This window comes from Pedobacter mendelii, assembly GCF_014635725.1.
Taxonomy (GTDB): Bacteria; Bacteroidota; Bacteroidia; order Sphingobacteriales; family Sphingobacteriaceae; genus Pedobacter; species Pedobacter mendelii.
On record NZ_BMDJ01000010.1, the window covers coordinates 106,371 to 127,143 of the forward strand.

Annotated in this window: 21 protein-coding genes; 19 read left to right on the forward strand and 2 right to left on the reverse strand. The window is 33.7% G+C overall.

All coding sequences use genetic code 11. The features are described 5' to 3' along the window. Positions 1-13 precede the first annotated feature (13 nt). The 3 genes from IEV50_RS15970 (at position 14) to IEV50_RS15980 (ending at position 2,595) form a co-directional block, all read left to right on the forward strand. The gene (locus IEV50_RS15970) at positions 14-1,291 is read left to right on the forward strand and encodes a nucleotide sugar dehydrogenase (protein ID WP_188416228.1); all 1,278 of its coding nucleotides are present in this window, start codon (positions 14-16) and stop codon (positions 1,289-1,291) included. 401 nt (positions 1,292-1,692) lie between these two features. Then, positions 1,693-1,920 carry a hypothetical protein gene (locus IEV50_RS15975; protein ID WP_188416230.1) on the forward strand — a complete coding sequence of 76 codons (228 nt, stop codon included), beginning with the start codon at positions 1,693-1,695 and terminating at the stop codon, positions 1,918-1,920. A 423-nt stretch (positions 1,921-2,343) separates the two neighbouring features. After that, a complete protein-coding gene (locus IEV50_RS15980) occupies positions 2,344-2,595 on the forward strand; it encodes a hypothetical protein (protein WP_188416233.1) in 252 nt (83 codons plus the stop codon). Between the two features lie 188 nt (positions 2,596-2,783). Here IEV50_RS15980 and IEV50_RS15985 read toward each other — a convergent pair whose 3' ends face one another. Together IEV50_RS15985 and IEV50_RS15990 are read right to left on the reverse strand one after the other, a co-directional pair. Further along, positions 2,784-3,101: a hypothetical protein gene (locus tag IEV50_RS15985; RefSeq protein ID WP_188416235.1), complete on the reverse strand. Its 318-nt coding sequence runs from the start codon at positions 3,099-3,101 to the stop codon at positions 2,784-2,786. After that, positions 3,098-3,709 (reverse strand): hypothetical protein, encoded by a 612-nt coding sequence (locus tag IEV50_RS15990; RefSeq protein WP_188416237.1) that lies wholly within the window; start codon positions 3,707-3,709, stop codon positions 3,098-3,100. The genes IEV50_RS15985 and IEV50_RS15990 overlap by 4 nt, the downstream gene beginning before the upstream one ends. 583 nt (positions 3,710-4,292) lie before the next feature. Here IEV50_RS15990 and IEV50_RS15995 point away from each other — a divergent pair. The 16 genes from IEV50_RS15995 (at position 4,293) to IEV50_RS16065 (ending at position 20,764) form a co-directional block, all read left to right on the forward strand. Continuing rightward, a complete protein-coding gene (locus IEV50_RS15995) occupies positions 4,293-4,433 on the forward strand; it encodes a hypothetical protein (RefSeq protein WP_188416239.1) in 141 nt (46 codons plus the stop codon). Between the two features lie 40 nt (positions 4,434-4,473). Next, positions 4,474-4,602, forward strand: coding sequence for a hypothetical protein (locus IEV50_RS19775; RefSeq protein WP_262890414.1), 129 nt, complete (start codon positions 4,474-4,476; stop codon positions 4,600-4,602). A 74-nt stretch (positions 4,603-4,676) separates the two neighbouring features. Continuing rightward, the gene (gene gmd, locus IEV50_RS16000) at positions 4,677-5,813 is read left to right on the forward strand and encodes a GDP-mannose 4,6-dehydratase (protein WP_188416246.1); all 1,137 of its coding nucleotides are present in this window, start codon (positions 4,677-4,679) and stop codon (positions 5,811-5,813) included. A 263-nt stretch (positions 5,814-6,076) separates the two neighbouring features. Continuing rightward, complete coding sequence (locus IEV50_RS16005; RefSeq protein WP_188416248.1) at positions 6,077-6,826, forward strand: tyrosine-protein phosphatase; 750 nt, start codon at positions 6,077-6,079, stop codon at positions 6,824-6,826. Between the two features lie 187 nt (positions 6,827-7,013). Beyond that, on the forward strand, positions 7,014-9,548 hold the full coding sequence (locus IEV50_RS16010) for a polysaccharide biosynthesis/export family protein (RefSeq protein WP_188416250.1): 2,535 nt from the start codon (positions 7,014-7,016) through the stop codon (positions 9,546-9,548). A gap of 4 nt (positions 9,549-9,552) precedes the next feature. After that, positions 9,553-10,617, forward strand: coding sequence for a GumC domain-containing protein (locus IEV50_RS16015; protein ID WP_188416252.1), 1,065 nt, complete (start codon positions 9,553-9,555; stop codon positions 10,615-10,617). Between the two features lie 5 nt (positions 10,618-10,622). Continuing rightward, positions 10,623-12,071, forward strand: coding sequence for a flippase (locus tag IEV50_RS16020; protein WP_188416254.1), 1,449 nt, complete (start codon positions 10,623-10,625; stop codon positions 12,069-12,071). 71 nt (positions 12,072-12,142) lie between these two features. After that, the gene (locus IEV50_RS16025; RefSeq protein ID WP_188416256.1) at positions 12,143-12,898 is read left to right on the forward strand and encodes a DUF5672 family protein; all 756 of its coding nucleotides are present in this window, start codon (positions 12,143-12,145) and stop codon (positions 12,896-12,898) included. 29 nt (positions 12,899-12,927) lie between these two features. After that, positions 12,928-13,905 carry a glycosyltransferase gene (locus tag IEV50_RS16030; protein WP_188416258.1) on the forward strand — a complete coding sequence of 326 codons (978 nt, stop codon included), beginning with the start codon at positions 12,928-12,930 and terminating at the stop codon, positions 13,903-13,905. Then, positions 13,902-14,843: a glycosyltransferase family 2 protein gene (locus IEV50_RS16035; RefSeq protein WP_188416260.1), complete on the forward strand. Its 942-nt coding sequence runs from the start codon at positions 13,902-13,904 to the stop codon at positions 14,841-14,843. The genes IEV50_RS16030 and IEV50_RS16035 overlap by 4 nt, the downstream gene beginning before the upstream one ends. Beyond that, positions 14,843-16,144, forward strand: a complete 1,302-nt coding sequence (locus tag IEV50_RS16040; protein WP_188416262.1) for an O-antigen polymerase — start codon at positions 14,843-14,845, stop codon at positions 16,142-16,144. The genes IEV50_RS16035 and IEV50_RS16040 overlap by 1 nt, the downstream gene beginning before the upstream one ends. Before the next feature lies 1 nt (position 16,145). Next, positions 16,146-17,132, forward strand: a complete 987-nt coding sequence (locus IEV50_RS16045; protein WP_188416263.1) for a glycosyltransferase family 2 protein — start codon at positions 16,146-16,148, stop codon at positions 17,130-17,132. Then, positions 17,129-18,163, forward strand: a complete 1,035-nt coding sequence (locus IEV50_RS16050) for a glycosyltransferase family 4 protein (RefSeq protein WP_188416265.1) — start codon at positions 17,129-17,131, stop codon at positions 18,161-18,163. The genes IEV50_RS16045 and IEV50_RS16050 overlap by 4 nt, the downstream gene beginning before the upstream one ends. Continuing rightward, positions 18,163-18,909, forward strand: coding sequence for a glycosyltransferase family 2 protein (locus IEV50_RS16055; protein ID WP_188416267.1), 747 nt, complete (start codon positions 18,163-18,165; stop codon positions 18,907-18,909). Before IEV50_RS16050 ends, IEV50_RS16055 begins: the two co-directional genes overlap by 1 nt. Further along, a complete protein-coding gene (locus tag IEV50_RS16060; protein ID WP_188416269.1) occupies positions 18,906-19,793 on the forward strand; it encodes an NAD-dependent epimerase/dehydratase family protein in 888 nt (295 codons plus the stop codon). The genes IEV50_RS16055 and IEV50_RS16060 overlap by 4 nt, the downstream gene beginning before the upstream one ends. Beyond that, positions 19,790-20,764: an MraY family glycosyltransferase gene (locus IEV50_RS16065; RefSeq protein ID WP_188416272.1), complete on the forward strand. Its 975-nt coding sequence runs from the start codon at positions 19,790-19,792 to the stop codon at positions 20,762-20,764. Before IEV50_RS16060 ends, IEV50_RS16065 begins: the two co-directional genes overlap by 4 nt. Positions 20,765-20,773 lie beyond the last annotated feature (9 nt).

Sequence of the window (20,773 nt, forward strand, 5' to 3'; positions counted from 1 at the left end):
GATAAATTTTTAAATGGAATATAATAATCGGATTGCAGTTATAGGATTGGGTTATGTCGGCTTGCCGCTTGCAATTGAATTCGCCAGGAAATATCCGGTTATTGGTTTTGATACAAATGAGCAACGGGTGCGCGACCTTATTTCCGGGGTTGATCTCACCAGAGAAGCAGCGGTTGATGCCCTTAAATTAGTGTTGCAGGATGGTGGCTCGGCGGGCTTAAAACTGACTTCGAATCTGGCTGATATAAGCCTGTGTAATACCTACATCGTTACCGTTCCTACGCCGATAGACCATTTAAAACGGCCTGATTTAGAACCTTTACTTGCAGCATCAAAAATGCTTGGCATTGTTTTAAAAGAAGGTGATGTGGTTATTTATGAATCGACCGTTTATCCCGGTTGCACTGAAGAAGATTGCGTTCCTGTGCTTGAAAAAATCTCGGGATTAAAATATAATGTAGATTTTTTCTGCGGATATTCTCCTGAGCGCATTAATCCGGGCGATAAGGTAAACACCCTTATAAAAATTAAAAAGGTTACTTCAGGGTCTACACCCGAAATAGCCATTCAGATTAATGAACTTTACTCCAGTATCATCACTGCAGGTACACACTTGGCTCCAAGTATTAAAGTTGCTGAAGCATCCAAAGCGATAGAAAATGCCCAGCGTGATGTAAATATTTCATTTGTTAATGAGCTTGCATTAATTTTCGATAAAATGGATATTGATACATCCGATGTTTTAGAAGCGGCTTCTACAAAATGGAACTTTTTAAATTATAAACCAGGTTTGGTGGGTGGGCATTGTATAGGTGTTGATCCTTATTATCTGGCGCATAAATCAGAAGCGTTAGGTTATAAGCCCGAAGTTATTTTATCTGGTCGCCGGGTTAACGATAATATGGGGATGTTTGTGGCCAATAAAGTATTAAAAATGATGGTTGCAAAAGATAAAGCCCTCAAAAATTCAAAGGTGCTTATTTTAGGTTTTGCCTTCAAAGAGAATTGTCCTGATGTAAGAAATACCAGGGTAATTGATATTTATAAAGAGCTTGAATCCTTCTTTGTTGATGTAGATGTTTATGATCCATGGGCTAATGCTGAAGAAGTTGCAAAAGAGTATGGGCTGGCGTTAGTAGAAAAGCCATCCTTGCATTATGATGCAATTATATTGGCTGTTGCACATCAACAGTTTCTGGATTTAGATTATACATCTTTTAAAAATTCAGGTACAATTATTTTTGATACTAAATCTTTCATCAGAAGAGATTTGGCTGATGCAAGGCTGTGATTTTTCTTAGAATGCGGCTTTAATCTGATGTGTGATAATTAAATAACTCATACAGAGTAAATTGCTTTTAAATTTTCTGTTAAAAAGAAGGCTTCTTTAAAACTATTTACAACTTGTAACGTTACATTAAGATATGAATATTACCATGGGCAATCTGTTTTTCAAAAATAAAGGTCTGAATTCGGAAAAAAAGCTCCTCGACAGGCTAAGGCATTACCAGGATGTAAAATCCGAGCCGACGCTTTCAAAAAAATCATTCAAAGAACTGATGAATACCTTTATAGAGGGTTACAAAAGAATTCCAAGTGCGAAGAACTCCAAATGATTTAATCGTTATCCTATATAGTTTGCCTTACATATTGTATTTTTGTTGAAGTCCATTTCTGCAAAATAAGCTGATTATGCACATCTTCGCACATACGGACACCAGGATTATTGATTTGGAAGGGACCATTATCATTTTTATTGGTGTAATAAAATCAAGTCCTACGCGCTACAGGGTTATGATAGATGGTGTAGATGTCGGTTTTTTGGAAGATATAGACGATGTTTTAACGCCAACAACAGGAAGTAATATCAGGCAAGCCTATATTGATAAGATTGCAGCATTACGAAACGCAGGAAGATAAAAATAAATCTATCCTAATTTTCATTTGTTCTTAGAGCCTGTTCAAAATTTATCTAATAATTTGTTGATGCTTCTTTTCGGTTGCAACATTGTTAAATATTTCGAGGTAGGCTGGCTATATCTGCAACATTTGCCTTGTTTCGCTCCAAAAAATAAACGATAAACATTTTCACAATATAAATTTAAACAGGCTTTTATTAAAACTTTACAGCCTGCTTAGCAATTTTGTTTAGATTTATTATTTCGGCAATGGGCTGAGGTATATAAAAAAATCATAGTGATTTCAAATCAAAGTCAATAAGATTCCGATAAAAAAATTTGGTGATGCTCAAATGTTAAATTTCTAATACGCTTTTTCAAACTTTCATTCGCTTTTATTGTTGCACATTCAACGATTTAAATAATTACAGCAAAAGAATTTATTATGATTACAGCAAAACCACTTTTATCAGAAAATGTAAAAGATTTTATGGATTTCGCACTTGATGCGATTAAATCTATGGATGGCGCACCAGAACATAACACCGCTGAACAGGCAGTTGTAAATGCAAAAATTGTTAAATTGAAAGAATATCTCGAAGTAGTTTCCGTATCTTATAATGAAACTACACCAAAAATAATTGAAAATCCTTCTGGCCAATCAACTGGGAATTTTAGCGGTACAGGACATAGTTAAGCCAATACGGTTAAATTTTCCACATTACACATCGTTAATTTTTATAGGTTAAGCAACGATTTATTCGGAAACCGATATATTTTGTAATTAAAAAACGTGCCTGTATAAATTTATGCAGTTTTTGCAAAAAAATCTGTTCGAGCCAATGCCGATTTAACATTATTTAGAGTAAGGAGGGTTTTGAGTTTCTAGTATCGCTTTAGTATGTAAGGACTTTTTTCCAGCAGAAGAGATAATTGTTGCTCCTGATTCAATATCAGTGGTTTTTTATAAATTTTAAATAGCATATTTTGAATAAAGTATATCTTAAATAAAGAGTTCTGATATTTATCTTTCTGCGCTTTGCTAATGTTAATTATTCCTTGTTCAGATGACCAAAGGGTATCCTTTCCAAACTTCATGTAATAAGAGACATTAAAATTATCATCTGTGCGAATTTGAATTTTGTTCTGACTAAAACTATTGCTAATCCAAATTGATAACAGCATCGTAAAACAGATTTTCATTTTGTTTTTTTGTTTAGGTTAATCATATAAAAAATTATAATCAAGAAGCAGGTAATAATACAAATGATATTAAATAAGAAATAATGCTCGGCTAACCAGGTCATTGGAGAGCTTGGAACAAATCTTACAGTTTGATCTGACGTAAAAGACAAGGAGGGGAACTGCTCATCATTGATATTAGAAATAGTTTGAAAATTGAGGTGGTATTCAAACTCAGGCTGAAAATGGCCAATGTTAAACTCAATCAGCCTATTTTCCAGTTCGTTTTCAATAATGTCGTGTCTTGAGGCTAATGTACCTAAGGTTATACTGGGTTTAGAAATTAGAATTTCGTGTTTTTGAAACCAAAAATTGATTTTCAAATCTTTGAAAGAAGTTTCGGAGGAAATATTTTTAATTGAACAAGTGAGATCCCGTTTAACCTGAATACCTGTCTTTTCTTCATCAATTACTTTGAAACTGTAAGATATAGCCGGTGATTTTAAAAAATTCTCAGATAGCTGATTTAATTGAAAGCCCATTAAACCAATAAATACTGTTAAAAAAAATGGAAGGTTTTCTGCTTTCCAAATTGATATTGTTTTGGTTTTATCTGTGCTTGAAGGCATAAAAATAGATCTGTTAATCTTTTCAAGATACGATAACGAATTTTTAATTACAATACCAACTTGTTAGTAATTTACATTCAGTTTTCGGTTTAGCAGTTACTCCTTGCAATTGGATAGCCAACACAATTCTTGTGACCATCATCTTATTATTTTTTATGTTTTTACCATTACCTAACTTTACCTCATCGACCCAAGTCCTTAATAATGGGTTATGCCTTAGTTGTTATCTGGTAACAAAGGGAAAAAACGGTAGCAGATTATACATCCTATAGTTAAAAATCTTGATAATAGACCGAGACAAATCTAAAGGGCAGATTGAAAAAAGATTGCCACCTTTGATGAAGAATCATCCTCGCTGTGACGGGTTTGGGGAGGAGATGAATTGCTTCGACAGGCTTAGCATGACAATAGAAACGGTGAGTTTTGCGCATGTTAGCGGTATTGCAGATGGTGTAGGAACATTAGATGTGCACATTGACTACGCTCAGGATGAAGGATTGAAAAAAGATTGCCACCTTTGATGAAGAATCATCCTCACAGTGACGGGTTTTGGGAGGAGATGAATTGCTTCGACAGGCTCAGCATGACAATAGAAACGATAGATTTTGCGCATATTAGCGGTATTGCAGATGGTGTAGGAACATTAGATGTGCACATCGACTACGCTCAGGATGAAGGATTGAAAAAGATTGCCCAGTCTGATGAAGAATCATCTTCTCTGTGACGGGTTTGGGGAGGAGATGAATTGCTTCGACAGGCTCAGCATGACAATAAAAACGGTGGGTTTTGCGCATGTTAGCGGTATTGCAGATTGTGTAGGAACATTAGATGTGCACATCGACTACGCTCAAACTGACAATGTGCACCTCTTGTTTTTACAGTATTTTTTTTAGTCGCAAGCATTTCAAATTTTCCCTACGCAAAAATTTATGTGTATGTTTACAGGCTTAAAAACTATGAAAAATTTATGAAGGTTGCTCTTATCACTGGTGTTACAGGCCAAGATGGTGCTTATTTAGCAGAATTTCTTTTAAAGAAAGGTTATTTTGTTCACGGTATAAAGAGAAGAAGTTCCCTTTTTAATACAGATAGAATTGATCACCTGTATCAAGATCAGCACGAGAAAGATGTTCATTTCAAACTGCACTATGGTGATTTAACTGATTCTACAAATTTAATCCGCATCATTCAGGAAACACAACCTGATGAAATTTATAATCTGGCTGCAATGAGCCATGTTCAGGTAAGTTTTGAGATGCCTGAGTACACTGCAAATGCTGATGGCATTGGAACTTTGAGGCTTTTAGAAGCTGTAAGAATTTTAGGCTTAACAAAAAAAACAAAAATTTATCAGGCTTCAACCTCAGAACTTTATGGTTTGGTTCAGGCTGTGCCACAGAGTGAAACGACTCCATTTTATCCACGGTCTCCATACGCTGTAGCTAAAATCTATGGTTATTGGATTACCGTAAACTATCGCGAAGCTTATGGTATGTTTGCCTGTAATGGTATTTTATTTAATCACGAAAGCCCGCTTAGAGGAGAAACCTTTGTAACCCGTAAAATTACCAGAGCAGCAACCAAAATTGCCTTAGGCCTTCAAAATTGCCTATACCTTGGTAATCTTTCTGCCCAACGCGATTGGGGCCATGCCAAAGATTATATTGAAGCGATGTGGTTAATTCTTCAACAAGAAAAAGCCGAAGATTACGTTATTGCAACAGGTGTTACCACTACCGTTCGGGATTTTGTTAGAATGAGTTTTGCGGAGATGGGTATTGAGGTAGAATTCTCTGGCCGAGATGAAAATGAAAAGGGCGTTATTATAAATGTGGATGAAGACACCGCTCGTGCATTGGGTTTGAATCTGGATAAATTAAAACCTGGTCAAACCATTGTTAGGGTAGATCCAAGGTATTTCCGCCCAACAGAAGTAGATTTGTTATTGGGTGACCCAACAAAATCGAAAACGCAATTGGGTTGGCAGCCTAAATATGATTTGCCTGGTTTGGTTAAAGAAATGATAATTTCCGACCTAAACCTAATGAAGAAAGACGAATACCTAAAACAAGGCGGTTTTAAAACATTAAATTATTTTGAATAATTAGCAAATAATTTTATTTGTTTGCTTTAGAGTATGTTTTCTAAAAAAAAATAAGTTTTTTTTTGCGTTTTTTTTTAAAAACACATGTAATCTGGTATATTAGTTAAATATTATTGCTACATAATTATTTTAAGCAAAAAAAACGCATCTCGAATAGAATTTTTGCACTTTAAAGAAACGAAAATAATTGAATAAGGAATATTCATTGTTTTTGCAATAGTTTAATTGTTAATCTAACTCGTCCCTCGGTAATTCTAAATCTTATGTTGAGTTTTTTTAATAAAAAAAAGAAAGTTACTGATATATCCTGGTTAGGGGTAGATATGCACTCTCATATCTTGCCAGGTATAGATGATGGTTCTCCTGATGTTGAAACCTCATTACGATTTGTTAAGGCATTTCAAAATTTGGGTTATGAGCATATTATTTGTACACCACATATATATAAGGAACTATATCCTAACGATATAGAAACTATTTCAAACGCCAAAAAATTATTATTGGCAGAAATGAAAACAAATAATATTTCTATAAGGCTTGATGCTGGCGCAGAATATATGGTCAATCAAGATTTTAATATTTCACAACCGCTTTGCTCTCTAAATGAAAAACACTTATTGATAGAAATGTCATACCTTTCTGAAAGCCCTAATATTAGTCAAACTATATTTGATTTAGAAATTAAAGGCTTTCAGCCAATACTTGCACATCCAGAACGGTATACCTTTTATTTTAAAGATAAAAGCCGGTTAAAAAGATTTAAAGAAAAAGGCTGTTTACTTCAATTGAACTTATTATCTGTATTAGGATATTATGGTAAAGATGTTAAACATCTGGCTGAAATGTTGCTTGCTGAAAAGTTATATGATTTAGCAGGTACAGATCTTCATCATGACAAACACCTTAGTATTTTAACCGATGCCGTTCAATCAGGAAAGCTGTATGATATTCTTGGCCATTACGAATTTAAGAATAAAGAGCTTTTCAGTCAAAGTTTTAATATTGCGATGTAATTTCTGGTACCTCTTGGTTTGAATGTTATTAGGTTTAATTTCTAATGTCTCTTGCCATGTCCTATAATATCAAATGAAATAATTTTGTACTTTTGCGGACAATAATTTTGAGCATAAAATGAAATGAAGCATTCTGGTTCGATAATTTTTTTTATTTTGAGCCGTATAATTCATAACCAACCTACACATGAAGTTTAAAAAAATACTCACAGCATTACTGTTTTTTTGTGCTATAATCATTTCTCAAAGTGCATTTTCTCAAACTAATTATGCAGATGTAAAAGTAGATGAGTTATCTGATGCGAAGATTAGGGAATTAATGCAGCGAGCAGAATCCATAGGTTACAGTGATGCGCAGTTAGAACAGCTTGCAGCAGCACAAGGTATGCCGTCTACTGAGATTGAGAAATTAAGAACAAGAGTTGAAAAGATAAGAAAAGCAGATGGTGTAAGTAGTACGACGAACGGTACGGATGGTAATTCAAAAACTGCATCAGATATGAATAGAAGTCGCACTTCTACTCAAAAAACTTTACTTGATAGCCTAAAGAAAGTTTCCAATCAAGATGGTAATTCGTTGTTACAGCAGGAAAGGCAAAAGCTTAAAGAGTCTTTTGGAGGCGAGAGTACTAAAATTTTCGGGTCAGATTTATTTTTCAATGTAAACCAAACATTTGAACCAAATTTGAGAATTGCAACGCCGAAAAATTATATTATTGGACCTGATGATGAATTGCTAATTGATATAACCGGAGATAATGAAGCAAATTATAAACTAAAAGTAAGCCCTGATGGTACAATTAGGATTCAATACGCAGGCTTAGTTGCAGTTGGTGGGCTTTCAATTGAACAAGCTATTTCCAAAATCCGTACAAAGTTAGGAGGTACTTATCCAGGAATTAAAAGCGGTAGAACAAGTGTTGCTGTTAATTTAGGTAATATCCGCAGTATACAGGTAACCGTTACCGGTGAAGTGGTAAAGTCTGGCACTTATACAATTTCTTCATTATCACCTGTTTTTAATGTATTATATCAATCTGGCGGTCCAAACATTAATGGCTCATTTCGTAATATTCAAGTTATCAGAAATAACAAAGTTATTTCAACGATTGATGTTTATGATTTGTTGATTAATGGCACTCAAAAAGGAAATGTGCGTCTTCAGGATCAGGATGTGATTAATATCCCAGTATATAATACAAGGGTAGAAATGTCTGGTGAAATTAAAAGACCTGCATTATATGAGATGATGCCTAACGAAACACTTGCTGATGCAATTCGTTTTGCTGGCGGCTTTTCTAACAAGGCATATACCGCGCAAATTAAGGTTTTACAAAATACAAGCAAGGAAAGGAAAATTATTGATGTAGCAGAATTATCATTTTCAACCTACAAGCCTAAAAATGGTGATACTTATGTTGTTGAAAAAATTTTAGATCGTTTTGAGAATCGTGTTGAAATTAACGGAGCTGTTTTTCGTCCGGGGCAGTACGAGCTTGAAAATGGTTTAACTTTAAAATCTTTGATTAAAAAAGCAGATGGTGTTAAAGAAGATGCGTTTTTAAACCGGGCTTATATTTCGAGGTTAAATGCTGATAACAGTCAAAGTCTTTTATCCTTCGATGTAGCAAAACTTTTGGATGGTTCTAGTTCTGATATCAAACTACAAAGGGAAGATAGGGTAACTATTAATTCAATTTTTGATTTACGCGAAGAATATAAGGTAACTATTCAAGGCGAAGTTAGAGACCCAGGAACATTTGTTTATGCTGATAATATGAGTTTAGAATCACTAATACAGATGTCTGGAGGATTTAAAGAAGGAGGCACTCCAAACAGAATCGAAATCTCAAGAAGAATAAAAAATAGTGATGCAACTTCGGCATCAGCACAAACTGCTGAGGTTTTTACGGTTAATGTAGATCCTGATTTGAAAATACAAGATCAGGGTTTTACGCTAAAACCTTTCGATATTGTTTCTATTCGTAGCTCGGAAAGCTATCATATACAGCGCCAGATAAAAATAGAAGGTGAGGTTCTTTATCCAGGTGTTTACACGATTACAAAAAAGGATGAAAGGGTGTCTGATATTATTAAGCGAGCCGGAGGATTAAGTCCGCTTGCTTATGTAGAAGGTGCATCTTTAAGGAGAAAAGGTGGAACTGATTCTAAATCGATGGATGCGGTTGAAATTCAAAGAGAAGAGAGAGAAAAACTTTTAAATTTACAGCGTTTAAAACAATCGGGTGCACGAGATACAACAAGTTTAGATAAAGATCTGCAAATTTTAAGGAGTGATTTGGTAGGTATTGATTTAAAAAAGATTATGTTTAAACCATCATCAAGATATGATTTAATTGTTGAAGATGGAGATGTTATTAGGGTGCCTAAAGAATTGCAAACAGTTAGGGTTACCGGTGAAGTTTTAAAGCCAAATAGTATTGTTTATACGCAAGGGAAAAGCTTTCAGGGCTACATCAGCGGTTCTGGGGGCTTCAGTTATAATGCTTATAAAAAAGGAGCATTTATTGTGTATTCGAATGGTTCGGTTGCAGCTAACAGGAAGTTTTTATTCTTTAATAATTTTCCGCAGGTTAAGCCTGGTTCGGAAATTTTTGTACCTAAAAGAGCAGAGCGAGAAAAAATTGGTATTGCTGGCTTAGTCGGTATTTCTACGGCTGTAGCTTCAATTGCAGCAATCATTGTTTCTTTATTACGCTAACACCATGACTGAAAATAATAGCAAAGAAATAACCGTAAGAGAGTTGGTGCTTAAAGTGCACGAATGGTTCGTATATTTAAGATCTAAATGGTTGCTTTTGATACTCGCAGGCATTGTTGGTGTTGTTCTAGGGTATTTTTATTCTGCATATAAAAAACCTACTTATGTAGCGGTAAGTACATTTGCATTAGAAGATTCTAATGGGGGTGGTGCGCTAGGTCAGTATGCAGGCCTTGCCTCAATGATTGGGGTAGAGCTTGGTGGAGGTGGAAATGGAGGTGTTTTTCAGGGTGATAACTTAATCGAACTTTATAAATCGAGAAAAATGATTCAGGAAGCTTTGCTTGCTGAAAATATATTCAATGGAAAAAAACAATCGTTGATTAACAGATACGTAGAATTTAATAATCTGAAAGCACAATGGTCTAACAACCCAATTTTAAAAAATCTAAATTTTGAACCCACAAATGATCCTAAACTTTCAAGAGCACAGGATAGTATTTTAGGTGAGGTTGTAAAAGAGGTTGGTAAAAACAATTTAGTTGTAACTAAGCCTGATAAAAAACTTAGTATACTTAAAGTACAGGTAACGTCTAAGGATGAGTTATTTTCCAAAGCTTTTAACGATCAAATTGTTAAAAATGTGAATGAATTTTATGTAAGTACCAAAACAAAAAAATCAGTTCAGAATGTTTCCATTTTACAGCATCAAACCGATTCTGTAAAGAGGGCATTGAATGGCGCTCTATCCAGCGTTGCAGCATTAACGGATGTAAATCCGAATCCAAACCCATCGCGGCTCGTATTACGTGTTCCATCGCAAAAGAGGCAGGTTGATGCACAGGCAAATACAGCCATTTTAACGGAGTTGGTAAAAAATCTCGAAATGTCTAAAGTTTCACAGCGTAAAGAAATGCCTTTGATACAAATGATTGATGCACCCATACTTCCATTGCAAAAAGTGGTAACTACAAAAATAAAAGGTATGGTTATTGGCGGGTTTATTTTTATTTTTTTAATGGCAGGATTTTTAATTACCAGAAGAGGTTTAAAGTCTATAATTAGCTAAAAGCTATGTCGATTTTAAAAAGGAATATCGCGTTTAACACTTTATTATCGATTTCCCAAATTCTTTTTCCTTTAATTACATTTCCTTACGCATCAAGGATTTTAGGACCAACAGCAATAGGGGCTGTTAGCTTTGCTGATAATTTCACAACCTACTTCTTAATTTTTTCAGCTTTAGGTATTCCACTGTATGGAATCCGAGAAATTGCGAAAGTAAAAAATGACAGAGCTATTTTAGGAAAAGTATTTTCTGAACTGATCTTCATTCACCTACTCACTTCTATTGTAGCAATTGTAATCTTATTTATAATTAGTTATTTTACAAATAAGCTAAGAACTAATTTTGAATTATATCAAATTGGTATGGCTGTTCTTTTAGGGAATGTTTTTATAGCTGAGTGGTTTTTTCAAGGAATTGAAAAGTTTAAATACATCGCTTTGAGAACTGTTGCTATTCGAATGATAACCGTTGTATTGTTATTTATACTGGTTCACTCCGTTGAAGACAGAAATACCTATTACGCATTAAATCTTCTCGCTACAATTTTGGCAGCAATTATGAATATGTATGCAGTAAGTAAGATGGTTAAAATTTCCTTTATAAACCTCGCCTTAAAAAAGCACCTTAAACCACTTTTTATCATATTTTCTAACAGTATCGTTACTACTATTTATCTAGTTTTTGACACAATAATTTTAGGATTTTTAACCAAAGATGAAAATGTTGGTTATTATTCTGCTTCCATGCGAATCAGTAAGCTTTCGTTAGCGATAATTGGTGTTCTTTCTGCAGTTTTATTACCCCGTTTAACAATTGCATTCCAGAACAATGATTTAGCAGAAGCTAAATCATTGCTTAGTAAATCCATGAATTTTGTAATATTCCTGAGTGTACCTATAGCGCTAGGAACATATTGTTTATCAGAAGAGATCATTGTGCTTTTTGCCGGTAGCAATTACCTTCCTGCAATAAGTTCCTTACAAATATTATGCTTCATTGTAATTTTTGTAGGTATAGCTCAAATATTCAGTCACCAAATATTGCTTCCTCTACATCAGGAAAAGAAAATACTCTATGCTTCTTTGTTCGGTGTTGTAGTAAGTTTAACCTTAAATTTTACTTTGATCCCTTTATTAAAACAAGATGGTGCAGCAATAAGTTCGCTTGCAACCGAGTTCTGTGTAACTATAGTTTTGTTTATTTATGCATTTAAACTTTTTAAATTTAAATTCCCACTGTTACAGGCTATTCAATCAATATTTACCTGTGCAGTATTTTTTTTAATAAAGTTTTTAATTTTAAAGTTGACAATAGTACCAATCCTGGTTATTGTATTTACCGTTGTACTGTCTGCAATTTTTTACCTATCTGCACAGTTATTTATCTGGAGAAATAAAAATGTATTGGATATGCTATCAGGTTTTGGCCCGTTAAAATTTCTTCAGCAGATATGATTGATGATTATAAGGTGTGCATAGTTATTCCTATATATCGACTCGACATCAGCGAATTTGAACAGATATCGATGCATCAGTGTTTCAAAGTATTAGGTAACTATCCAATATACTTTGTTATTCCTAAAAGGCTAGAAACTTCCATTAAATCTCATGAATATATAAGAGAAGGCAAGGCCAATTATAAAACATTTGATGATGATTTTTTTGTTGATATTATGGCATATAACCGCCTGTTAAAATTTACAGGTTTTTATAAGGCTTTTCTTGATTATGGATTTATGCTTATTCATCAACTCGATGCATTTGTATTTAAGGATGAACTCCATTATTGGTGTGATAAAGGCAATGATACCATTGGTGCTCCATTATTTGAAGGGCTTATTGATGCGAAATCAAATAGTCCGATAGTTGGGCAAGGTAACGGGGGCTTTTGTTTAAGAAATGTTCGCCATTGCTATGATATAGTAAAGCAGTTTAAAAAGTTAAAGTTCAAAAGAACATTTGAAGATTCCAATCGGCCTTTTCATATTAACTTTTATCGCTACATTAAGCATCAGCTTATTTATATCTATTCCGGTTATCCGTTTCAACCTATTATTAATGAAGATTTATTCTGGGCAGAAGTTATTCCGTCTAATTTCCATGATTTTAAGGTACCAACAGTTAAAGATGCCATGAAGTTTAGTTTTGAGGTTAATCCGGATGTTTTGTTTGAAATGAATCATCATGAACTTCCATTTGGATGCCATGCCTGGTGGAAATATAACCTTGCATTTTGGATTCCATACATAAATAAGTTTGGGTATAATATAAAGGTTGATTAAAGTTTATAAAAATTGCACATTTGTAATCTATGGGAATAAAAATGCGCTTGTTGCAATCTAACGATGATGAATATTTTCTTGATTGTATTGATGAGCTTTATCGTACGATAGAGGACGATAAAACTGAATTCGATAGCGAGCGTATTCTTATCAAGCATTCCCGCTTTAAATCTTTCCTGATTCGAAAACTTATTCTTTTTCCCGTATTATTTAAGTTTCGTCCACAAATAAAAAACCAAAGAGTTGTAAATTTTGCATCCATGATTAGTGGCGATTTTAGATTACTAATACCGTATGCATTTTCATCATCAATGAATTTTATTTACATGTATGATGTTTGGCCAAGATTTCATGCCTGGATATTTCCGCTACTTGATTTTTTCGGAGTCAAATATGTATTTTTTTCTTCTAAACAGGTTTTAGAAATATATAATCAGAAATACATTCATATAAAATGTAAAGCACAATGGATTCCGGAGGCGCTTACCTCGGGAGATTACAGTTATAAAGATTATCATGATAGGAATATTGATGTTTTGGAGTTCGGTAGAATGTATGATGAATATCATGAATTGATAAAAGAACCTTTAGCTTTGCATAAAAAAAAACATGTGTTTAGAACACCTGATAAATATTTTCTTTTTGCAGATAAGCAAGCTTTTACCATGGCATTGGCGTCATCAAAAATAGTGATTTGCGTACCATCAAATATAACCAACCCCGAGCGTTCTGAATTTATTTCATCTATGACTTTAAGGTATTTGCAGGCAATGGCTTCGAAGTGTTTAGTTGTGGGTTTATTGCCGTCAGATATGGAAGAAATATTTGGGTATAATCCAATTGTTGAAATTGATATGGAAAACCAAAGTCAACAACTTCTGGATATTTTAGAAAATTATGAAGGTTATTTACCACTTATCGAAAAAAATTATGAACAAGTTTTAGCCAATCACCAATGGCAAAACAGATGGGAAATCATGAAATTGAAAATTGAGGAGGTTTTATGATTAAACCATTGGTTAGTATTATCATTCCAACATACAATTACGCCCATCTAATAACCGAAACCCTTGAAAGCGTTTTAAATCAAACTTATGATAATTGGGAATGTATAGTTATTGATGACGGGTCGACAGATAATACAGAAGAGGTAATTGAGGATTTTATTAAACATCATTCAACTTACTCTTTCATCTACATCAAAAAGGTTAATGAAGGAACATCGGTTGCAAAAAATACAGGAATATCATTAGCTGCCGGGAAATACATTCAATTTTTAGATGCAGATGATTTGATCAGTCCTGAAAAATTAGCGATACAAGTTAAATTATTATTGGATATAAATTGTTCTTTGGTTTTTAGTAAAAGTGTTTATTTTAATTCAAATGATAGTTTAAGGTTGCCATTTCAAAAATGGCCAAAAGGGTTCTTGATTGAAGAAAGCATAGAAGGCTATCAACTCATGAAAAAAATTATCACTAATAATATCCTGACAATTAGTTCTCCCTTAGTATCGGCCGAGTTTATCAAACAAAATCATTTTGTAGTATCCTTAAGAAACAATGAAGATTGGCTTTTTTGGTTCAACGCGGCTTTAAAACTTGAGAAATTTGTTTTTGACCATAATGAACATTCTGTTACATACATTAGGCTCCATGATGTTAGCGCAGTTAATAATAAAGCTAAAATGTTTCAGGGCGAAGTAATTGTGCGAAATATCATAAACCAAATACTTGAAGAAAATAATTTAGCGAAAGACAAAATAGCATTAGCGAAGCTTAATTTAGATCTGCTTGCCCTGCACCAGATTCGTTCTTCAAATGTTTCAGCAGGCATGAAATATATTTTAAGTAGTTTTGTGAAAAATCCTTCTGGTGAATTCAAATTATTTACAAAGGCACTATTTAAATTAGGTGTAAGAGTTTATAAAAGTGTAATATCTTAATGGGAAATAAGCCTGGTGTATTAATCCTTATAATCGGCATTCTTTTAGCGGTCGATGTTTTACTTATAAGCAGGTATGCATCATGGGGTTGTACACTGGAAGAACTCATACCGTATGCTTTTTTCTTATTACTTGCTGAATTTTTGGCCGTTTTCTCTGTAGTTAAGTTTAAGCAGTTTATTAATCCTTTTACTATATACAGTTTCTTTATTTACATAGCTGGCTTTTCATTCCTTGTGATATCTGACAGGCAGGTTGGCTACGATTTAAATTTCATCTTAATCATTACGCTCAGCATCGCTTCTTTTATTATCGGAAGTTTGGTTGCTATGAAGGTTTTTGCATTCAATTTTGAAAGCATATTACCGCCGTTAAGTCAAAGGATTAGCTTATTCTTTTTGTTGTTCTTATTTGTCGCCGGAATTGGTGTGTTTATTTTAGAGGTTGGCCAATTGGGTTATTTGCCGGTATTTAACCTTGCAAATGCAGCAGTTTATGAAGATATTAATGAGAATGAAGTTACACCATTACACAATTTCATCGTTTTGAACTCGGTATTGCCGGCAATGTTCTATATAACTTATAAAAAGGGAACCATACGTTTCTGGCAGTTTCTGTTGCTAACATTCGTTTGCGGATTTATAATTCTGAATTTTTTCAGCAGACAAATCATTGTTCTATTCTTCTTCTCATTATTAATGGCATACAGTTATTATAAGCGAATTCCAATTTTAAAATTGTTTTCAATTGGTGCGGTTTGTGTGGTGTTATTTATCGTTTTAGGGCAACTTAGAAGTAGTTCTGATGAAAATGCTAATTCAATATCAGTTAATGATTTTCTCAGAGATTATGGAGACATTACAAAGCCAACTAATATACTCGAAACCTACCTTTCGCTATATGGCGGCGTTAATTTTTCGGCTGGAGATGCTATTGTTCATGATGCAATTCGTGATGATTATGTAAGCTATGGTGCCTACGCTGCAAGGCCTGTAATAACATTTTTGCCGGTAGACAAAAACGCAGTTTACCCGCTGTTGTATAGTTCTTATACAAAAATAGGAACCTATATGATTGATCCTTATTTGGATTTCAGGTGGTTTGGCGTAATTGGGTTAAACTTTCTTTATGGGTTATTCTCCATGAACTCTTTTAAGAATTATCTGTCGAAAAACGGTGAATATTATATTGTGGAATGGTCGCTGTTTATTTTCTGTATTTTTATGTGTGCCTTTACCAATTTCTTTCACATGTTCTTTGTGGCTTTTTTCTTCATCGTAAATCGTATTGCAATAAAATAATATGAATGAGCCACCATTGTTAACAATTTTAATGGCAACATATAATGGTGATAAATATCTTATTGCTCAATTGGAAAGTATTTTGGCTCAAAGCTATCAAAATTGGGAATTGATAATAAGAGATGATAATTCTACAGATACTACTCAAAAAATTATTACCGAATATTTAAGTAAAGATAAGCGAATACAGCAATTACAATTTGGTGATTTACATGGCACGGCATGCCGTAACTTTTCACAATTATTCGATTGGGCCTATCAGGAGCAGAAACAATATGTTCTTTTTGCAGATCAGGATGATGTCTGGTTGCCAAATAAAATTGAGCAGTCTATAATAGAAATTGAAAAGGAAGAAAAACATTATGGATTCGATATACCTTTAGCTAAATACAGTAATTTTAAATTTATAGATGAAGCTGGTAAGGTTATTGATAAACGACTAAAGTTGCCCTCGAAATTAACTTTGCAAGTTTTATTGACTGAAAATTACGCATGGGGATGTACTATGATTTTGAATCATACTGCTATAAACCTGATAAAAAATATTCCGCCAGAATCTGTGAATCACGATTATTATATTGCATTAGTAGTGAGTGCTTTTGGTAAAATATCCTTGATCAATCAAGATTTGGTTCTATATCGCCAACACCAAAATAATGTTAGCGGGAATGTAGATAATATGAGTTTTTCCAGCAGGTTTAAACGCTATTTTGCAAATTCATCGGTTATGTTGAAACCACTAACTCAAAATTATGCACTTGTTAAATCATTCTATGAACGTTATTCTGATAAACTAGTAGATAAAAATAAGCAATTGGTATTCAGTTTTTTAACCGGATACAAAGCCGGTTTCTTCAAATTGCTAAAAATCCTTATTAAATTTGGGATATTTAAAATTGGTTTCGGAAAAAATGTATTCTACATTTATACCTTATATCTTTATCGCAAAAAAGTTGCCGATGCTATTTATAATTCTTCAGGAAAATGAAGATACATTACGATAACCTAATTTATAGCTTGCAGCATGCAGGAGGAATTTCTACATATTGGTCTGAATTAACCTGGAGGTTGCTAAGAGATAATGAGGATATTACATTTACGGAATCTGTAAATCAAAATTTAGCCAGAGTTACGCTTCCTATTCTTGATGTCAGTATTTCTCATCCTAAAAACAAGCAAACTGTAATCAGTCGTTTTGAACGCCTTTCTTTACCTTTTAAAGCACCATTTATTTTTCACTCCAGTTATAATCGCGTTACCAATAATCCATTTGCTAAACAGGTTATAACTATTCATGATTTTGTGCATGAAAAATTTTATAGTGGAATTCGAAGGTATTTACACCTGCATCAAAAGAATAAATCAATAAAAGCTTCCTCAAGAATTATAACGGTATCAGAAAACACAAAAAAAGATCTTTTAAATTATCATCCCTATTTATCTGAAAACGATGTGTCCGTAATTTATAATGGCGTATCAAGTGATTTTTATCCGCTTGCCAAAAATGAAATAGAGAAGCCATATTTACTATTTATTGGTTCGCGAGCATATTATAAAAACTTTAATCTTGCCATTGATGTAGTTCGGAAACATAAAGAATTCGACTTGTATATTGTTGGTAGTACATTAACAAAAAAGGAAATAATAGAATTAAACAAAAAATTGCCTGGTCAATGGAAGTTGTTTTCAGGGATAGATAACATAAAGCTTAATGAGCTTTACAACAATGCCTTCTCTTTGTTGTATCCATCATCTTATGAAGGATTTGGAATACCTTTACTTGAAGCAATGAAGGCTGGTGTTCCATTTATTGCTTTAAATAAGTCATCTATTCCAGAAGTTGCAGGTAATGCCGGGGTTTTAGTGGATGAGCTGGATATTCATCAGTTTTCGTATGCTATTAATGAGGTGGAACGAAACAGAACAGAATTGATAAAAAAAGGCTTTTTGCAGGCAGAAAAATTTTCCTGGGAAAAATGTTATCTTGAAACAAAAGCTGTTTATCAAAGTTTAGGGTAATGAAGATATCGATTGTAACAGTTGTGTTTAATAATGAAGCCACTATATCTACGGCTATCGATTCGGTATTAAGCCAAACTTACAAGGACATTGAGTATATTGTTATTGATGGGAAGTCAACTGATGGAACGCTGCAAATCATCACTAAATATTCATCATTCATAGCTAAAATTATTTCAGAACCTGATGCTGGTATTTATGATGCCATGAACAAGGGCATTGAATTGGCAACGGGAGAAGTGATTGGGATATTAAATTCTGATGATGTTTATGCTGATGAAAATGTTCTGAGTGATGTTATGAAAGAATTTCATGAACAATCTGTCGATATGGTTTACGGAGATTTAGTATATGTAAAAAACAACGACTTAAATCAAATTGTTCGCGTCTGGAAATCAGAAAATTATTATGATAATTTTTTTGAGGATGGACATGTGCCGCCACATCCATCTTTATTTATCAGGAAAAAGGTTTATGATCAGGTTGGAAGGTTTAATCAGACCATGCGGTTAGCGGCAGATTATGAATTTATGCTTCGCCTGTTTAAATTGCATACTTTCAAAAGTAAATATATAAACAGGTTATTTGTTAAGATGAGACTTGGTGGTGCAACAAACGGCAGTTTAAAAAATATAATAAATGGCAATAGAGAAATTCTTAGCGCCTGGCAAATCAATAAGTTAAAAGCACCACTTTTGCTTATGCCAAAAAGAATTTATAAACGGTTAACGCAGTTTATTAAATGAGGATTATTTTAACCGGCGGTACGGGCTTTTTGGGTACAGCAATTCGTAAGCAATTTGCTAAAGAACAGTTAATTACCATTGGCCGAAATTATTGTAACATCATTGCTCACCTCGAAAAGGCTATACCTGCATTGCCCCTAGCTGATTTAGTTATCCACGCGGCGGGTAAGGCACATGTTGTACCTAAAAATAAATTTGAGGAAGAAGAATTTTTTACGGTTAATGTTCAGGGAACTAAAAATTTACTTAAGGCCTTGGAGCAATCTGCAGAATTGCCAAAAGCTTTTGTTTTTATAAGTTCCGTTGCTGTTTATGGTGCAGAAGAAGGGCTTTTGATTGACGAAAATACAGCCCTATCTGCAAAAGATGCTTATGGGAAAAGTAAAATTGAGGCTGAGCAATTAATAATTGACTGGTGCAGGGCGCATCATATTAATTGTGCTGTTTTACGTTTACCTTTATTGGCAGGCTCAAATCCGCCAGGAAATCTTGGTGCAATGATAAAGGGTATCAAAAAAGGCTACTATTTTAATGTTTCGGGCGGCAAAGCAAAAAAGAGTATGGTTATGCGTGAAGATGTGGCTGCAGTGCTGTTAAAATCGGCAGAGCAAGGAGGGATTTATAACCTTACCGATGGCTATCACCCATCTTTTGCGCAGTTATCAGGTTCCATAGCAAATCAGCTAAACAAATCGAAGCCTTTAAATATTCCATTTTGGCTAGCAAAATTAATTGCATTTGCAGGTGACTTAATTGGTTCGAAAGCACCAATAAATAGTAAAAAGCTGATTAAGATTACCAAAGATCTTACCTTCTCAGATGAACGGGCAAGAAAAATTTTAGGCTGGAACCCAACATCTGTTATTACCTGTTTTAAAATATGAATTACCTTATTGCTTTAATTTTTCTTGCAGTATTATTTTTTCTGATGTTAATTTACCTCAGGTTAGCAGCACAGTTTAATATTATTGATAAGCCAAATTTAAGAAGTTCTCATACAGCTCCTATTATTCGTGGGGGTGGTATCATTTTTCCAATCACTATTCTGTTGCAATTTCCGGTATTTGGATTTAATTATTCTTGGTTTGTTGCAGGTTTATTGCTGATAAGTTTAATTAGTTTTATTGATGATGTAAAGCCTGTGAGCAATAGCATTAGATTATTTATTCATTTGCTAGCTGTCGCCATGCTATTTTACCAGCTTCAGTTATTTGAATCTCCATGGTATTTAATCGCATTAGCCTTTTTCTTTGTAATAGGAACCATCAACGCCATAAATTTTATGGATGGTATTAATGGTATAACCGGAAGTTACGGATTAATAACCTTGATTTCATTGTTGTACATAAATTCTACCGTAAACTTTATCGATTCTAATATAATCCTGACTGTAATCATTGGACTACTTATATTCAATTTTTTTAATTTCAGGACAAAGGCCAAATGCTTTGCAGGCGATGTTGGCAGCGTTAGTTTAGCTTTTATTTTGGTTTTTTTTCTGCTTCAGCTATTAATTAAAACTCAGAATATAAACTATATTCTTTTGCTGCTGGTATACGGCTTAGATGTAGTAAGTACGATATTCTTCAGGTTAATCAGGAAGGAAAATATTTTTGAGGCACACCGAACGCATTTTTACCAATTTTTAGCTAATGAGAAAAAAATGCCTCATTTAATGGTCGCGGCCGTCTACGGTCTTGCTCAAATTGCAGTAAATTTTTGTTTAATAGCGTTCCCGATCAGCTCTTTAACAAGTCTCCTAGTTATTTTGTTTATAATGGGCATGTTTATTGTTATATTGCGGTTTGTTTTTGAAGGTTTCCAAAGGTTAATCAAAAATGCTGATGTCGAATAACAATTAAAG